A 16,974-nucleotide genomic window follows, 5' to 3' on the forward strand; every position below is an offset into this window, starting at 1 on the left:
CGGGGTCTTCTTTTTTTATACCCGTCAATATTTATTGCGACGACGACGGCCGGCTGACAAAGCAAATCTATGGGCTTCTTCCCTTACTTTAAGTAAGGTATTTTTTATATTTTCAGTCATCTCTTTAAATTCTTTTTTAGTTCCTTTTGGATACACCAATTTATCACCAGAAAATTTGGAAATACCAACAATAGGAATATTTATATTTTGAGCCTTAAAAACTTTATCAACATAATCTATTTGCGGACGACCGCCATCAATCATCATTAGGTCAGGCCGAGTCCACTCCTTATGAGTAAGTCTTCTTAGCAAGGCCTCTTCCAAAGAACGCAAATCATCATTAGCCGGAGAATTTTTTATTTTAAAAAGCCTATATTGATTTTTGTCAGCCACCCCGGCAGAAAATACTACCATAGAGGCATAAGTTTCTTTGCCCGAAAAATGAGAAATATCATAACCCTCTATTCTATTGATGCCACCCAGCACAGAATCTTCATTGGTCAAAAGCGACACATCCTGCAAATGCCTTAAGCTGTTTGCCTGCTCCGGATTTTCTTTGGCCAGCTTAGCCATCAACCTTGTCTTTTGACCGGACAAAAGCAAAATAATATTATTTATATTTTTTTGATAATCTTTTTTGCTAATTTTCCCTACACATACTCCTGGACACAAGCCAATCTGGTGATCAAAACATGGCCTAGTCTGATCAGGACGGCATTTACTGTAAGGAAAAATACGCCTGATAATCTTCAGAGCATTATTGAGTAATGCCGCGGCCTGGTATGGCCCAAAAACTCTGACACTGCCTTGGGGAAACTTTTTTAAATCCCGACCACGGATAAGTATAGGATGTGGATAATCAGTCTTGGCTATTACCAGATACAAAAACGACTTATCGTCACGCTGAATGACATTGTACTTTGGCCAATATTTTTTTATATCATTAGCCTCCAAAACAACTGAATCCAAAATACTGTCAGTTTTTTGATATTCTATATCACTAGCCAGATTTACCATCTCGGCAATTCTATTTTCTATATCTTTTCTAAAATACTGTGCCACTCTTTTTTTCAAAGATGCAGCTCGACCGACATAAAGAATGTGACCCTTATCATCAAGCCAATGGTAAACTCCGGGACTATCAGGAAATTTTTTAATTTTTTCTTTTAACTTTATCATTTTTTATTTGCTCTTTCAAATAATAACCCGTCACTGATTTTTGATTATTAGCTACTTCCTCAGGTGTACCAGAGGCCACTAATTTTCCACCTTCATCGCCACCCTCTGGACCCAAATCCAACAAATAATCCATAGATTTTAACATATGAAGATTATGTTCAATTACTACTACGGTATTTTGTCTGACCACCAACTTATTTAGCACCTGAAGTAACATCTCCACATCATGATAATGTAAACCCACCGTTGGCTCATCCAGAAGATATAGACTGCGTTTACCTAAAGTATGAGTCAGCTCACGAGCTAATTTGATACGCTGAGCCTCACCGCCAGAAAGAGTAGTGGCACTTTGTCCTAGCTGTAGATAACCCAAACCCACCTCTTGCAAAACTTTGAGTTTGTCGGCGATACGATAGTTAGCATCAAAATAATCTATAGCTTCATCAATTGTCAGGGCTAGCACTTCGGCAATATTTTTACCTTTGTATTTTACCTGCAAAGTCTCACGGTTGAATCTTTTACCACGACAGACATCACACTCTACATAAACTGCCGGCAGAAAATGCATTTCTATCAATTTGGCACCCGCTCCGTCACAGGCCTCACACCGTCCACCCGGACGATTAAAAGAAAATCTGGAAAGTGAATATCCCCTTTCTCTAGCTTCTGGCAGCAGGGCAAAAAAATCTCTAATTGGTGTAAAAATTCCAGTATAAGTTGCTGGATTAGACCGCGGCGTCCTGCCAATTGGTGATTGATCTATCACTATGACTTTACTGATATATTCACTACCCTCTATCCTAGTTACATCTTGGAGCTTAAATTTGCCAGGACGATTTTTGATAGCACTGAGATTTTTGTAAAGCACATCATAAAGTAAGCTTGATTTGCCAGAACCAGACACACCACTAATGCCCACTAGTTTACGCAAAGGTATCTCTACTTGCAAATTTTTTAGATTATTGGCTCTAGCACCTATCAATTTTAGACTCTCGGTACTTTTTTCCCGACGCTTATCAGGAATGTGAATTCGCCTCTTGCCGACCAAATAGTCAACGGTTAATGATTTTTTACTATTGGCCACATTTATAATCTTATTAGTCTCACCAGCTATCATGACTTCACCGCCGTGTATTCCGGCCATCGGTCCAAGATCCACAAGATAATCTGATGACATGATAGTCTGTTCATCGTGCTCTACTATTATTACTGAGTTGTTTTTGCTTTGCAAAGATCTTAGAGTTTCAATCAATCTAGAAGTGTCTCTTTCATGAAGGCCGATAGTTGGCTCATCAAGAACATACAAAGTGCGGGATAAATGTGATCCGATCTGGGATGACAGTCTGATACGCTGTGCCTCGCCGCCAGATAATGTATGAGCTCGTCTGTCTAAAGTAAGATAATTTAAACCAACTTTGAGTAAAAATTCCAAACGACTAATAATCTCAACCACTACCGGCTCAGCAATAACCCGATGATTATCCGGCATATTAGTAAAATAATCTTCAAAAAATTTGTGCGCCTTATCAATTGACCAAGCACTAATCTCGGCAATATTAACCTTGTTTATTCTGATTGATAAAGTCTCGGGTCTAAGCCTCAGACCATGACAATCACCGCAAGTATCTTCATCTTCCCAAGATACCATACCTAGGCCATGACAAGTTGGACAAGCACCGTGTGGACTGTTGAAAGAAAAGAGTCTTGGCTCTATTTCCGGAAAAGAAAAATTGTCTTTGGGACAAGTCCAATTGGCTGATAAAAGCATTTCTTCGGATTTTTTCTTTTGACTGTCAAACAGGATTGTAATTACTCCTTGACCATAGTCCAAAGCACTTTCTACTGCCTCATAAAGACGGGTACGATCACTGAGCATTATTTTATCTACTACAATATCAATATCATGTTTTTTGTACCTAGCCAGATTTATTTTGTCGTGCAAATTATGAAGTTTGCCATCTACTCTAGCCTGAGAATAACCCAAAGACAAGTAATCATACAAAAGTTGGTAATATTCTCCTTTTCTGCCACGAACTACTGGAGCTAGGATGGTAATATACTTATCACCTCGGTCTTTAGCTTTTTTACTTATTATGTCTATCATCTCATCCACCGACAGTTTTTCTATCTTGGTCTTACAAATTGGACAATATACCTCACCCAACCTAGCAAATAAGACACGCAAATAATCATATATTTCAGTCAATGTACCGACTGTAGAGCGCGGATTGTGACTCAATGATTTTTGATCTATAGAAATAGATGGAGCTAGACCAATTATCTCATCAACCTCGGCCGGCTTCATCTGTCCCAAAAATTGCCGAGCATAAGGGGAAAGAGATTCAATATATCTGCGTTGCCCCTCGGCAAAGATAGTATCAAAAGCCAAAGATGACTTACCACTGCCTGACACACCAGTAATAACAACCAGCTTATTGTGCGGTATAGTTAAATTTATATTTTTCAAATTGTGCATGCGCGCACCTTTGATTATTATATTTTCATCCATATTATTTTCTTTGTTTATTCTCAATATCCAAAAATCTGGAAATTTCTTTTTTAATTGTCTTTGGCTTGATGCCGTGCTTTCTATTGTAGGCAATTTGTTTTTCCCGTCTTCTCTCCACTTCAGCCATAGCCCTTTTTATAGAACCAGTTTTTTTATCAGCGTACAAAATGACCTTGCCATTTACATTTCTGGCTGCTCTACCCATAATTTGCATCAAAGATGTCTCACTCCTCAAAAATCCTTCACGATCAGCATCAAGAATGGCCACCAAGCTAACCTCCGGCAAATCTAATCCTTCTCTTAGCAAATTAACGCCAACTAATACATCAAATTTTCCGCTCCTAAAATCCATCAAAATATCGGCTCTTTCTACGGTTTTTATATCAGAATGAAGAAAATTTGACTTAATTTTCTTAGATTTTAAATAACTGTGTAAATCTTCGGCCTGCTTCTTGGTCAAAGTATTTACTATTGTCCTGTCATGGCTTTTTACCAATATTCCTATCTCGGATACTATATCATCTATCTGGGTGCGATTTTTCTTTTTATCAAAAATTGGTCGCACTTCTACTGGTGGATCAATCAAGCCAGTGGGTCGGATAAGCTGCTGGACAATCTGTTTGGAGTGTTCTATTTCCCAATTACCGGGAGTAGCCGAAGTAAAAATAACCTGCCCCACTCTATCCAAAAATTCTTCAAAACGGAGTGGTCTATTATCCAAAGCTGACGGCAAACGCCAGCCATATTGAGATAATATTTCCTTACGACTTTTATCCCCCATATACATACCCCTGATTTGTGGCAAAGCAATGTGTGATTCATCAATAATTGTCAAAAAATCTTTTTTATCAAAATAAGCCAAAAGTGTATCCGGTGCTTGCCCAAGCAACTTACCAGTCAGATGCCTAGAATAATTTTCTATACCATGACAGTAGCCCAAAGATTTCATCATCTCCATATCAAAACGTGTACGACGCTCTAGTCTTTCAGCTTCTAGATAAAGCTTCTTTTTATTAAAATATTTTAAACGTTCTTGGAGCTCATCTTTTATCTCTTTGATAGCCTGTTCAATCTCGGGCTGAGAAGAAACAAAATGTTTAGGCGGAAAAACTACTATCTCTTTTAGGCTACTAGATATTTTTCTGCTCAATTTTTCCAACAAATCTATTGAACTAATTTTTTGTTCAATAAATTCTATACGATAGACAGTCTCCTCAGAGGCCGGCATTATCTCAAATACATCACCTCGTACTCTAAATTTACCTCGACCAAGTTCTCCGGGTGTGCGTTCAAATTGCATTTTGATAAGTTGCCTAATAAGATCACCACGGACAATAGGCTGACCAACCGCCAGACGCAAAGCGTGCTCCAAATAATTTAGTGGTATTCCCAAATTATAAATACAAGAAACCGAAGCCACTATAATCACATCTTTTCTAGTCAGAAGCGCACTAGTAGCCTGATGGCGCAATCTATCAATCTCATCATTTATCATTGCCTCTTTTTCAATGTAAGTGTCAGTAATCGGCATATAAGCTTCCGGCTGATAATAATCATAATAAGAAACAAAATAATTCACTGAATTTTCAGGGAAAAACATTTTGTATTCATGATAAAGCTGAGCGGCCAGTGCTTTGTTGGGAGCAATCACCAAAACAGGCCGATTGAATTTTTGAATTACATTGGCCATGGTAAAAGTCTTACCAGATCCAGTCACTCCCAAAAGTGTCTGAAAGTCGTGACCTCTTTCTAAGCCACCGGCCAACTTGGTTATAGCTTGTGGTTGATCACCAGCCGGTTCAAATTTTGACTTTATTTTAAATATTTTATCCTTCATAAATTTATATAAATAGCACAAAGGCCCCAAGTTTTTTTGGGGTGAGTATATATAATAATACAAGACACAAAAATATGCAAAATATAAATAATTAGTTTCCCAATGCTATTGACAAAAAACTAAATATATGTTAATATAGCAAGGTTCAACTAATAATAACTTTTCTTTCAATTCGCAGGAGAAAAATTTAGGTGATAGATTGCCGCGCGGCTCTCGCTAGCGCTGTCCAATTCTTAAGTGCTCAAACACTGCGGGATTGTTGACACCTCGCGCAGCAAATCAGGTCACCTGGGATAGCTATTTGAACTAGCACATCGCCTGTTCAAGTCCCCGCTCCTGCTTGGAGCCCGATACTACACAATGGAACAAAACGTGTGGGTCGGGCTCTTTTTTTTGTCAAAAGAAAAACCCTTTTTGTGTTGGAATTATTTTTTATCAGTAGCCAGCTGTCCACAAGCTGCCTCTATATCTCTACCAAAACTATAACGCTGAGTAACTGATATTCCTTCTCTTTCCAAAAGATGACGAAATTTTTGTATGTCTTTGACGTCACTGGCTTTGAAGACATCTGTCGGATTATAAGAAATAAGATTGACCATATACAAAGGTTTTTTCATTAACCGAGCCAATTCTTCAGCATGTTTTGGCTGATCATTTACTCCTTTGATCATCAAATATTCAAACATAACCCGACGACCGGTTTTGGCAATATATTCGTCAACCTCTTTTAGTAGTTTAGTAATATTAAAACCACGATTTATAGGCATGAGTTCACTTCTCAATTTGTCATTTGGTGCATGAAGCGACACTGCCAAATTGACTTGAAAATTTTCACTAGCTAATTTTTTGATACCATGAATTACACCACTGGTAGAAATAGAAATGCGTCTGGCTCCAATGTGCAAATCTTCATTAAGATACTTGATAGCCTTGATCACATTTTCATAATTTAAAAATGGCTCCCCCATCCCCATAAATACCACATTGGAAACACGATCATTACTTTTGGCCAAATATCTGCTAAAAAATAAAACCTGCTCTATGATTTCATTATAATCAAGATTTCTTTTTAAACCCATTTTACCGGTAGCACAAAAAGTACAGCCCAAAGGACAGCCAACTTGAGTAGACACACAGACTGTAAAGCGCCCGTCTTTGTGCCCCAAAAGTACAGTCTCTATTTTCAAACCATCAGACAAAGTAATCAAAGCTTTGGTAGATTGAGTGTTTTTGGAAGCAAAAATTTGCCCATCAATTTCTAAAGGACAAACTTCATTTAATTTTTCCTTCAAATCCTTGGGTATATTACTAGCCTCAGACCAATTGGTGACCATTTTCTCAAAAATAGCCTCTTTGGCCTGTTTTACCCTATATTTAGGCTGTTCTGCCAAGACTTCATATAAATTTTCTAAATTCATAATTGTATTATATCAAAAGTCCTAGTAAATACTAGGACTTAATTGAATAGACTAGTTGATAAAAGCTTATCTGTCAAACCTAAGCTCTCTTTCTTTTAAAAATAAATCCAGCAACCACCAACAAAATAATTACTATTCCCCAAATCATATTTTTATTATTACTTGAAGAATTATCTTCCAAAAAAATACTATCAGTATTTTGATTATCTATTGGCGTATTATCTACAAGCTGCTCTGGCTCAGTAATGCTTTTTATGTTTTCATCTTTATCAAACTCCACATAAGTATCTGGCTGACCGTCACCTGTAGTATCATGAGCCTCGGTCATAAGATACAAATCATCATCAAATCTAAGCCAAGTATCATCCTGACTATTACTGTCGCTATCGTAGACTGCCAAAAGCAATTTATCACCATTATAATACAATTTACTACCGTCCTCTTCTTCCAATCTATCATAATTTATATTGGAGCTGGCAAAGACAATTGTCTGTTCCGGATTTTCTTCAGTCTGAGCCAAAGCACTATTTAGAAAATGCCAAGAAGTATCTTTGTCCTTTTGCCAATTAGCTTTTTGCTCATTACACTGACTTTCCAAAATATCTTTTATTCTGGTCTTTTCTTTGGCTTCCCAACCAGTTGCTTCGGCTTGCAATCTAGCTATTTCTTTTTCATTGGCCAAAAGCTCTGCCCGACGGGCGGCATTTTCCCGATAACTATCAGCGATAGCCTCGGTCAAAAACTGATTGGTAATACGCTGGTCACGCAAAATATCAAATTCCTCCTGACTAATATCAGCTGATGGCAAAATTGCATTGCGAGAATCAGTGGCTATTTGTTTTACTACTGACGTAGGATCACCTATGCTCTCTAGAGCTTCTAAGGCGGCATTGACTCCTATAGAAGCTACTTTACCTTTGGCATCACTAGTGTCTATTGCTAGTTTGGAATTAGCCGGAACACTGGCTTGAAATACCTTTAATGCCGCTCCAATTCTTTCAATCTGTTCAGTACCAGACAATACCTTACTATATGACTGACCAGTGCCAATGCCAGACTTGATTGTAGTATAAGTAATATAAGCCAAACGGGTAGTGGCTTTTATCAAATTGTTTCTCATATTTTGCACCAAAGCCATTTTATATTCCCGCAAAGCTAGGCGCATCTCCCTATCAATTTCCATATCTCTTTCAAGCTCAGCATTTCTAGCCATCAATTCAATTATTTTTTCATAAGTAGCTGTGTGTTGTTGCACTTCCCAGCTTCTGACACCTGGCTCTAGACGATAATCAAAATCAGAATACTTTTTCCAATCAGTATCAAATTGTCCTTCTATCAGATTGCAATCACTATCAAATGGACCGTCTGGGACAAAACCAGCTGTATCAGCATCTGGGGGTTCTTTGGAATCATTTTCTTCTGGTTTTACACATTTGTCTCCTTGTTTGATATAAGGATCTTCACAGTAATTACACTGTTTATTTTTGTAAATACCGCCAGCTAGCTCACAATTGTCGGCAAAAGTATCAAGTAGACCCTGTGCCCATTTGTCGTATTCATCTTGGACATAGCTATTGGCTGCTGACTTATCCAAGCCAATATTGTCACAATATTCATTGTGAAAAGCACACTTACAATACTGAAAATTCATCACCACCCCGCAAAAATCATCTTTGATATCTGGTTTTTGAAATTTTTCTATTTTTCCTTTGCTGCAGCCGGAAAAAACAAAAAGGGCCAAAAATAAGGTGCCCATTAAAACAAAAGATTTGTTATTTTTCATATATTTAAAGCAATTGTTAGCCAAATATATCTAAATTATAACCTGCTATATAAAATATTGTCAAAAATCTCATATATTGACAAAAAATCTAAAAAATTATACTATATATTGTTTTCCAAGCGCAAGAAAGCTATATGCTAACTTGCTAAATTGTTCACACAAGCCTGGAGGAAAGTACATGGAACGGAAATACCTGACTTTTGAAATGTCCGGACAGATCATTGCACTATGGGTTCTGCAAATTAAAGAAATCTCTGATATGCAAAATATTCATCTGGTACCCAACGCTGGCGACGGTCTGCTGGGCGTGTTCGCATTGCGAGGTCGCAACATACCGGTCTTTGAATTCCGCACTGGCGAGCCGCGAATCAGCGAATGCATCATCGTCATCAAAGTGGATGCACCCAATCTGCATAGTTTCGCGCTGATCGTGGATAGACCCGAAGAGGTCTTGAGTATTCCGGATGATTTGCCTCGCTCGCCGATCGAAGAAAAAACTCTGCGTCAAGCAGTGACGCCGGCTTGTCAAGGTATCAAATACCAGGTCTCCCACGATGACCGCCAATTCTGGCTGATGGATCCTGAGAACATCCTGAGCAAAGAGCAGTTGGCCAGAGCCGCCTCACTGCTCTAGAGCCTTAGCCATTACAACAGGCCAAAAAAGGTCTAAAACAAGGAGTCTGCCATGATTCACTTTGAGCTGCACCTGCTGGCGTCCAGTCTCGGCCATTTCAAATCAGAAATACAGTTCAAAATAACCGACGTCGCCGAAAAACTGGAACTTCGCGAGGCTACTCTGGAGATCATCGAGGTCAAGTGCCTAATCAATTTGAACAACGCCTCGGCCTACCCTCACGATTGGGGGCGCCTGATCATTCAATGTGATGATAGCCACATGATCCAGGAAATCATAAAGGCACTGCAGGAGTCTGACTTCGGTATGATGATCAGCACCACAACCGATGTTTTTGTCCCATCCCGACCCACGACATGATGGACTCCTATCCGTTCGTCGATGAACACATCTAGAACCTCGACTGATGGAGTTCATACCTAGACAGCCGGGGTCCCACATATGGGACTCCGGCCTACTTTTTTATATAAACACAATAAACATTGACATTTGCAGCCTTTTTGTTTATAATTTACCCCGTATTTAAAAAATCCGCCGGGATAGCTCAGTTGGTAGAGCAACGGTTTTGTAAACCGTGGGTCGGGGGTTCAAATCCTCTTCCCGGCTCCATATAATAATTGCCTAATAGTATAATTGTTTAATTGAATAATTGATATTAGACAAAAAACTATTATACTATTAACCTATTAATCAATTAACCTAATAATTTTTATGTCACAAGATAATCTAGCCAAACTGGAATGCACTGATTGCAAAACTATCAATTATCACAGTCATCGTAACAAAAAAACAGTCAAAGAAAGACTGGAAATGAAAAAGTATTGCAAAAAGTGCAAGAAACATACTATGCACAAAGAGACTAAATAATTTGGTCTTTTGAGGGGGAGTAGTATAGTGGTAGTCCACCCAGCCGCTCGCGAGCAGCTGGGACAGGGGTCTCCACCCAGCCCTTCGCGAAGGGCTGGGTCCACCACAGCCACCATTGTTGGCTGGGTCCAAAACCTAAAAAAGCATAATTAAAACAAGAAAAGCGATTATTTATTATGTGTATATTTTAAAATTAAATAGCGGCAGATTTTATATAGGTTATACGAAAAATATAAAAAGAAGATTATCTGAACACAAAAGAAAAAAATCTTACATAACTGGCCGAGAAAAATGTTTTGAATTAATCTACTTTGAAGCTTATAATGAGATATACCCAGCTCAAGAAAGAGAGAAAAAACTCAAACAATACGGATCAGCTTATCATGGATTATTAAAAAGGTTAAAAATTCGCTAACAGTTGGAGGGGGTGTAGTGTCAATGGCTAGCACGTCGGTCTCCAAAACCGTAAGTCTGGGTTCGAATCCTAGCACCCCTGCCATTTGTTAGTGAATTTTTTAATTAAAAATTTCTGGTCTCCACCCAGCCGCTCGCGAGAGGCTGGGTCCAAAACCTCTAGCGTGGGTTCGATTCCTACCTCCCCTGCCAGCTTAAGATCATCTTTTGAGATGGTTTTTTTGTTTGCAAAAGAAAAGGAGACTCACGAATTTTGAATTCATAAATCTCCTTAATCATCATCATTGTAAATGCGACATTGATATTCGCATTCATCACACCAGCCATCACTATCTAACTTTGTTGCTGGATTGCCACAGTTTAGACATATACCCTTCTCTCTTGCTTCATTTACCTTCCTTTCTTTTCTTAAGGCTATTTCTTTTGCTTCTCTCTGAGCTTTTAATGACTCTTTATTTATCCTTTCCATTTCTAATCTATAACGCTCTTCTCTGTTTACTTCCCGTTCTTTTGTTATTATGTCATATTTCTTTACTTCTTCACTAAGCTGTTTGTCAAAACATTTAGGGCATAGTTTTTTCCCGTGAAAATTGGTGAAGATTGTTTCTTTTTTCTTTTTGCATTTATCACAAATGCCTTTACTACAAAGTGTGATGTTTTTGCCCTGTCTAGATGAGGCGCCTCTCTTACTATCCAAAACAATACCCACCCAAACCACGAACATAAGCAGGGCTAAGACGATGATTCCCATTCTTGTACCTCCAGAAAGGGTTGATGGTCAACGTACGAACAAATCATATTATATTAATATACTTTACTGTTTTTGTCAATCCTTATTATCAAAAAAAGTTCAAACACCAACCCACAGTCCCTGCCAAAAAACACCGATTACAAAAATTGGTGTTTTTTGATTAAAAAAAGACCGTCTCTTGAAGGTGGACGGCCTTACCCGGCTCGTGGAGCCAAACTAGTGATAGATCCCCGCATGGACACCAGCGATACCGAGGAGGACCCCCATGATCACGTAAGTGACCTTGTAGAGCGGCTGATGCCACTCCGGATGCTCGTCCCAGTTGATCTGGACGATCTTCCTGTCGATGATGTTGGTGACCAAAGGGCAGATCAACAACGCGAGAATGAACTGCAACATACCAGACATGGCATCCTTCCTTGTTTGTGTACAGCTATTAGCCGGAATTGGCTATTTTTAGCATTAAATTAATATAGCATAAAATAGCTTTTTTGTCAATAATATTAATTTGACCTAAATTCTCAATATAGTATAATTAACAAACTATTATTAAACTAAAGCAAATATGAACAAAAATATCATCATTGTGGTATTAGCTGTAATCTCAGCTGCTCTGGCTGTATATGTTGGATTTATCAGTTCACAAAATAAAGGTATTGGTTTGGAAAATGCTAGTACCAGAACTGGCAAACTAGTCAACGAGATTTTACTACAACCGGGCATTAGCGCCGAAATCGGCCAAGCTGTGGAAGAAAACGGGATGTATAAAATACCAATCTCTCTGCCAGATGGCACTAACATAAATACTTATCTGACCAGAGATGGTAAGCTATTTTTCCCAGAAGCCATAGATGTTGATGAGCTGACTGAAAAATTAGCTCAGGAAAACTCAGGAACTAATAACCAAAACAACATGGAACTAAAAACAGAAATTTTAAACGAGGGTAGCGGTGATCAACTAGTCGCCCCCGGTGACAATATCACTGTGGATTATACCGGCACTTTAGAAGATGGCACACAGTTTGATTCTAGTGTTGGCAAAGATCCATTTACCTTTACTATTGGCGAGGGTCAAGTTATCCAAGGTTGGGATCAAGGCTTGATTGGTATGAAAGTTGGCGAAGAAAGAAAGCTCACTATCCCCTCTGATCTAGCGTACGGTTCATACGGTAGCGGTTCGATACCACCTAATGCAACTTTGATCTTTACTGTCAAACTTATTTCTATAAATTCAGGCAACTAAATTAAAAAACAGCCTCTTTTGGCTGTTTTTTAATTCCCAAAATCTGCTATAATAAAAACATGGAAATACATAAATATTTGGAAAGTAAGCTAAAAAACTGTTCACAATATGCACTAACAAAAGAAGACCAAGAGTATATTGAAAAATACTCATTAAAAGATTTTCTTTTCAAAGAAATAAGTCGAAAAAAATTTAGGCGTTGGAAATTGTCTGATCCAGCTCGTGAAAAAATAGACAAAGCGCTTGACTATTGTCTGGCTGAAAATAAGCCAATAATTTTTCGTTCTCGTTTCGGTGGCTACAAATTATGGCGTTTTCCGACTACTCCCGAAGTAGATTGGGCAGAATTTTTTATGCTCTGCCACTATATTGAGTATCTAGCTCCTATCATAGCCGCCTACAAGCCTGGTATAAAACTTTATTTTGCTTCAGATGATGTATTTGTAGAACGCCTAGACAACATACCCAAATCACACACTGAAGCTTACTATCAAAGTTTTCAAAAATTACTAAATCAATTCAGAAAATATATTCCCAAAAATTTTGAAGTGGATATGATAAGGCATAGTTCGCTGTTTAAATCCAGAAAAGAATTTGAGCTTGAATTTGATCAATCTGTCAAAAATGCAGCCAAAAAAGAAAATTGGGACATCAAACGCCAAAGCCAACCTCTAGAAGCCGCCCTCAAAACATCCGAAATGAATATAAATTGGAACGGCGTAGAAGATTTGACCAAACTGTCAGATTCTGAAAAAGAAGAAAAGATAAAACAGAGTGTCCTCTATCACGATGCCCTGGTACAAATGCCCACTATAAGGCAATGGTCATCTACTCCTGATAAAATAGCTATCTTTACTACACCGCTTTCTGCAGTAGTCCCTATAGGAGTCACTAAAAATTCTGTAGTCAGATTTTGGGTTGGTACAGGAGTGCTAGAAAAAAGAAATGATAAATATATAGAACATGTATTGTCTATCAGCCAATATGAATCAATCAAAAATATTCCTTTTGAAGAAATAAAAATAAATTTTATTCCTTTGCATAATTTTTCCAATATTCGATTGTATAAACAAATGCTTAACTTTTCCAACAAATAATCTGATATGAAAAAAATAATTATATTTTTGCTAGCTATATTTTTATACGGTTGCCAAATAATAGAAGCCCCTATTAATGACACCCAAAATATAACGGTAATTAATACTAATACTGCCAACGACAATCAAACAAATACTACACCAGAAAAAAATAATGAGCCAAAAAATGAAGATATTGTCTGCACTATGGATGCGATGCTTTGTCCGGACGGTACTTATGTTTCTAGAGTTGCGCCTGATTGTAATTTTGCTCCCTGTCCTGAAATAGGCAAACTCATCCAGCCAATAGCTGAGTTTGACAAAAGAATTAGCAAAAAACCATTTAGCATATATATCACACCAAAAGATTCGCCTGTTCAGCCAGAAAAATTCACTGGCTATCATACGGGAGCTGATGTAGAATATTCAGATATGCCAGATGCTGACATAACAGTCCATGCCATAGCTGACGGCCAAGTTGTCCGCTCCGGCTGGGTCAGTGGCTATGGTGGTATGATTGCTATCAGGCACAATATAGAAGGGAAAGATTATATAGTTATTTATGGACACCTCAAGCCAGATACTTTAGAAAAAAATGAATCTGATATAAAATCAAACCAAGTGATTGGTCTATTAGGCCAGGGATACAGCTATGATACTGATGGCGAAAGAAAACACCTTCATTTTGCCATTTATACCGGCACTGATATCAATGTCCAAGGCTACGCACAAAGCCAGGATGAATTAAAAAAATGGCTTGATCCTCAAAAATTTTTATTAAATAAATAATTTAACACCCTCGCTACTAGAACGAGGGTGTTTTTTCATGCCTATTTGGCATGATTTGTCTCCAAAGCCTTGACCAAAAGATCTTTGTAGTCGGCATCAAAAAAGCCGACGATGGTCACCTGACCCTGGATTGTGTTGTCCACTTCGCGTTTGAGACGCGCTCCTAAGTCACCGTTGATGGGTCCCAAACTACTGAAAACGAAATCTCCGGACATGGTCTTGACGACTTTTTGCCAGTTGGACATGACCTGCTCCTTTATGAAAAGTGTACACCAGCAACCTCTAACTAGTCAGGATACTATGTAATAGCTTCATTGTCAATATAAATATAGATATTTGCAAATTCCAAAAAAGTGCTATAATAATATTATTAACAAACCTAAACTAAGAAAATGAATAACGAAAAGCCTCCATCGGCGCCCTTTGAAAAGAAAAGATTTCTTTTTGTTTCTTTTGATGCGCTGATAAGTGACGTGGCCTGGCAAGTCCTAAAAGAGGGTCATGAAGCTAAATATTTTATAAAAAATCAAGCTATCAAAGATGTAGCCGACGGCTTTGTGCCAAAAAGCGATGATTGGGAAAAAGACCTAGACTGGGCAGACATTGTTGTTTTTGATGATGTCCTTGGTATGGGAACTATGGCTGAAAAAGTCAGAAAGCGCGGTATTCCAGTCATTGGTGGCACACCATATACCGACCAATTAGAAGACGACCGTTCTTTTGGTCAGGAGGAATTAAAAAAGGCTGGCATTCCTATAATCCCTTACGAAACATTTACTGATTTTGATGCTGCCATTGATTATGTCAAAAAAAATGAAAATCGTTATGTTATCAAACCTAGCGGCGAAGCTCAAAATACCAAACATTTTCTTTTTGTCGGTCAAGAAGAAGACGGTAAAGACGTCATCCAGATGCTAGAGGCTTACAAAAAAGTTTGGAGTCAGAAGATAAAAGAATTTCAACTACAAAGAAGAATGTCAGGAGTAGAAGTAGCCGTCGGAGCATTTTTTAACGGTTATGAATTTGTCTTTCCAATAAATATCAACTTTGAGCACAAAAAAATGTTTCCTGGCAATATTGGCCCATCTACTGGGGAAATGGGTACATCTATGTTTTGGTCAGGCCAAAATAAAATATTTAATAATACTCTGAAAAAAATGGAGCCGATTCTGCGTCGTGAAAAATACACCGGCTATATTGATCTCAATTGTATTGTAAATGGTAATGGTATTTATCCCCTAGAATTTACTGCTCGCTTTGGCTATCCAACTATCCAGATACAAATGGATGGCATACTTATGCCTATTGGACAATGGCTCTATGAAATGGCTACTGGCACACTAAAAAATTTCAAAACAAAAACCGGCTTTCAAGTCGGAGTCAGACTGGTAGTCCCTCCTTATCCCTATGGCTCAAGCATCAAAACTGAGCTAGCTGAATACAAAAATGCCCTTATAATATTTAAAAAACCAGCTTCGGAAGGTATTCACATTGTAGAGACCAAATTGATAAACGGAGAATGGATAGTAACTGGCGATCACGGAGTGGCTTTGATAGTAGTCGGCACTGGTTCTACTATGAAGCAAGCCCAGCAACAGGTCTATCATAGAATTCAAAATATATTAATACCAAATATGTTTTACCGGGATGATATAGGCGACCGCTGGTTTGAAGACAGCGACAAACTGCACAACTGGGGCTACCTCAGAGAATCCTAAAAATATTTAGAAATAATTATCTTAAACCAGTCAGTATATATATCAGGCTGGTTTTTGATTTGATCTTTTATAGTTTTGATATCAAGCCATTTGATATCAGATATTTCATTTTTGTCAAAATCAACTGGGTCATCATAGTATCCAAAAAACACATGGTCATATTCATGTTCCGTCAGACCGTTGTCAAACTCGGCTTTATAAATAAAAGAAAATTTTTCTTCCAAATCACAATCAAACCCCAGCTCTTCTTTGAGACGACGATGAGCTGCTGACAAAGTATCTTCCTCTGGCTTGGGATGGCTACAACAAGTATTTGTCCACATACCAGGACAATGATATTTGCTGTCTACTCTTTTTTGTAAAAGCAGTTGACCAAATCTGTTGAAAATCAAAATAGAGAAAGCTCGATGAAGCTGACCTTTTTTGTGTACTTCCATCTTCTGACCAGTACCAATTGGCTGATCATTTTTATCTACGAGTATTATATCGTCTGGCATACCAAAATTATAACAAATATAAAATAAAAAGACACCCCCACTTTCCGCAAAGTGAGGGTGCGCTATTAGCCTTACAGGCCGGTAGAGGCCTTGGGATGTCTGAGCTTGGGATCAAAGGCACTCAAGCCGTGTGCACCATGATCTATACACTCGCAGACTACTTGGGCCCCCTCACCGATGTTGTGTTTGGGGTCCTTGTAGATAATCTTCAACCTCTGGCCATGCAGACGATGACCTGCCTGATCGACCACAACAACTT

17 protein-coding genes and 2 tRNA genes are annotated in these 16,974 nt (G+C 38.3%); 10 read left to right on the forward strand and 9 right to left on the reverse strand.

Translation table 11 applies throughout. The features are described 5' to 3' along the window. Window positions 1-24: 24 nt before the first annotated feature. The 5 genes from KKH39_04370 to KKH39_04390 form a co-directional block, all read right to left on the reverse strand. Complete coding sequence (locus KKH39_04370) at window positions 25-1,179, reverse strand: hypothetical protein (GenBank protein ID MBU1203246.1); 1,155 nt, start codon at window positions 1,177-1,179, stop codon at window positions 25-27. Continuing rightward, window positions 1,154-3,688: an excinuclease ABC subunit UvrA gene (gene uvrA, locus KKH39_04375; protein ID MBU1203247.1), complete on the reverse strand. Its 2,535-nt coding sequence runs from the start codon at window positions 3,686-3,688 to the stop codon at window positions 1,154-1,156. The genes KKH39_04370 and uvrA overlap by 26 nt, the downstream gene beginning before the upstream one ends. Before the next feature lies 1 nt (window position 3,689). Next, complete coding sequence (gene uvrB, locus KKH39_04380) at window positions 3,690-5,525, reverse strand: excinuclease ABC subunit UvrB (GenBank protein MBU1203248.1); 1,836 nt, start codon at window positions 5,523-5,525, stop codon at window positions 3,690-3,692. 425 nt (window positions 5,526-5,950) lie between these two features. After that, entirely contained in the window at window positions 5,951-6,943 is a 993-nt protein-coding gene (gene rlmN, locus KKH39_04385) for a 23S rRNA (adenine(2503)-C(2))-methyltransferase RlmN (protein MBU1203249.1), read from the reverse strand. 79 nt (window positions 6,944-7,022) lie between these two features. After that, a complete protein-coding gene (locus KKH39_04390; GenBank protein MBU1203250.1) occupies window positions 7,023-8,726 on the reverse strand; it encodes a hypothetical protein in 1,704 nt (567 codons plus the stop codon). Window positions 8,727-8,904: 178 nt separating this feature from the next. On the opposite strand from KKH39_04390, the gene KKH39_04395 reads away from it, so the two are divergent. From KKH39_04395 to KKH39_04420, 6 genes are all read left to right on the forward strand, one after another. Next, window positions 8,905-9,360, forward strand: coding sequence for a chemotaxis protein CheW (locus tag KKH39_04395; protein ID MBU1203251.1), 456 nt, complete (start codon window positions 8,905-8,907; stop codon window positions 9,358-9,360). Window positions 9,361-9,411: 51 nt separating this feature from the next. Then, window positions 9,412-9,720: a hypothetical protein gene (locus KKH39_04400; GenBank protein MBU1203252.1), complete on the forward strand. Its 309-nt coding sequence runs from the start codon at window positions 9,412-9,414 to the stop codon at window positions 9,718-9,720. 173 nt (window positions 9,721-9,893) lie between these two features. Beyond that, window positions 9,894-9,969 (forward strand) — tRNA-Thr (locus KKH39_04405). 102 nt (window positions 9,970-10,071) lie between these two features. Further along, the gene (gene rpmG, locus KKH39_04410) at window positions 10,072-10,227 is read left to right on the forward strand and encodes a 50S ribosomal protein L33 (protein MBU1203253.1); all 156 of its coding nucleotides are present in this window, start codon (window positions 10,072-10,074) and stop codon (window positions 10,225-10,227) included. Window positions 10,228-10,405: 178 nt separating this feature from the next. Further along, window positions 10,406-10,642, forward strand: coding sequence for a GIY-YIG nuclease family protein (locus KKH39_04415; GenBank protein ID MBU1203254.1), 237 nt, complete (start codon window positions 10,406-10,408; stop codon window positions 10,640-10,642). An 8-nt stretch (window positions 10,643-10,650) separates the two neighbouring features. Next, window positions 10,651-10,726: transfer RNA gene (locus KKH39_04420), tRNA-Trp, on the forward strand. 186 nt (window positions 10,727-10,912) lie between these two features. On the opposite strand, the gene KKH39_04425 is transcribed toward KKH39_04420, so the two are convergent. Continuing rightward, entirely contained in the window at window positions 10,913-11,392 is a 480-nt protein-coding gene (locus tag KKH39_04425) for a hypothetical protein (GenBank protein MBU1203255.1), read from the reverse strand. A 216-nt stretch (window positions 11,393-11,608) separates the two neighbouring features. Next, window positions 11,609-11,800: a hypothetical protein gene (locus KKH39_04430; GenBank protein ID MBU1203256.1), complete on the reverse strand. Its 192-nt coding sequence runs from the start codon at window positions 11,798-11,800 to the stop codon at window positions 11,609-11,611. Between the two features lie 352 nt (window positions 11,801-12,152). On the opposite strand from KKH39_04430, the gene KKH39_04435 reads away from it, so the two are divergent. Genes KKH39_04435 through KKH39_04445 form a run of 3 tightly spaced genes read left to right on the forward strand, consistent with a single transcriptional unit; the run spans window position 12,153 to window position 14,500 of the window. Beyond that, window positions 12,153-12,635 carry an FKBP-type peptidyl-prolyl cis-trans isomerase gene (locus KKH39_04435; GenBank protein ID MBU1203257.1) on the forward strand — a complete coding sequence of 161 codons (483 nt, stop codon included), beginning with the start codon at window positions 12,153-12,155 and terminating at the stop codon, window positions 12,633-12,635. 59 nt (window positions 12,636-12,694) lie between these two features. Next, window positions 12,695-13,732, forward strand: a complete 1,038-nt coding sequence (locus KKH39_04440; GenBank protein MBU1203258.1) for a hypothetical protein — start codon at window positions 12,695-12,697, stop codon at window positions 13,730-13,732. A gap of 6 nt (window positions 13,733-13,738) precedes the next feature. Beyond that, the gene (locus KKH39_04445) at window positions 13,739-14,500 is read left to right on the forward strand and encodes a M23 family metallopeptidase (GenBank protein ID MBU1203259.1); all 762 of its coding nucleotides are present in this window, start codon (window positions 13,739-13,741) and stop codon (window positions 14,498-14,500) included. Window positions 14,501-14,541: 41 nt separating this feature from the next. Here KKH39_04445 and KKH39_04450 read toward each other — a convergent pair whose 3' ends face one another. Then, on the reverse strand, window positions 14,542-14,745 hold the full coding sequence (locus tag KKH39_04450) for a hypothetical protein (GenBank protein ID MBU1203260.1): 204 nt from the start codon (window positions 14,743-14,745) through the stop codon (window positions 14,542-14,544). 147 nt (window positions 14,746-14,892) lie between these two features. Between KKH39_04450 and KKH39_04455 the strand changes: the two genes are divergently transcribed. Continuing rightward, window positions 14,893-16,218, forward strand: a complete 1,326-nt coding sequence (locus tag KKH39_04455) for a phosphoribosylamine--glycine ligase (GenBank protein ID MBU1203261.1) — start codon at window positions 14,893-14,895, stop codon at window positions 16,216-16,218. On the opposite strand, the gene idi is transcribed toward KKH39_04455, so the two are convergent. Next, window positions 16,215-16,715: an isopentenyl-diphosphate Delta-isomerase gene (gene idi, locus KKH39_04460; protein ID MBU1203262.1), complete on the reverse strand. Its 501-nt coding sequence runs from the start codon at window positions 16,713-16,715 to the stop codon at window positions 16,215-16,217. The two genes, KKH39_04455 and idi, sit on opposite strands and share 4 nt — an antisense overlap. Window positions 16,716-16,974 lie beyond the last annotated feature (259 nt).

Source organism: Patescibacteria group bacterium, assembly GCA_018819405.1.
In the GTDB taxonomy this organism is placed as follows: Bacteria; Patescibacteriota; Patescibacteriia; order UBA1558; family GWA2-36-10; genus XYD1-37-29.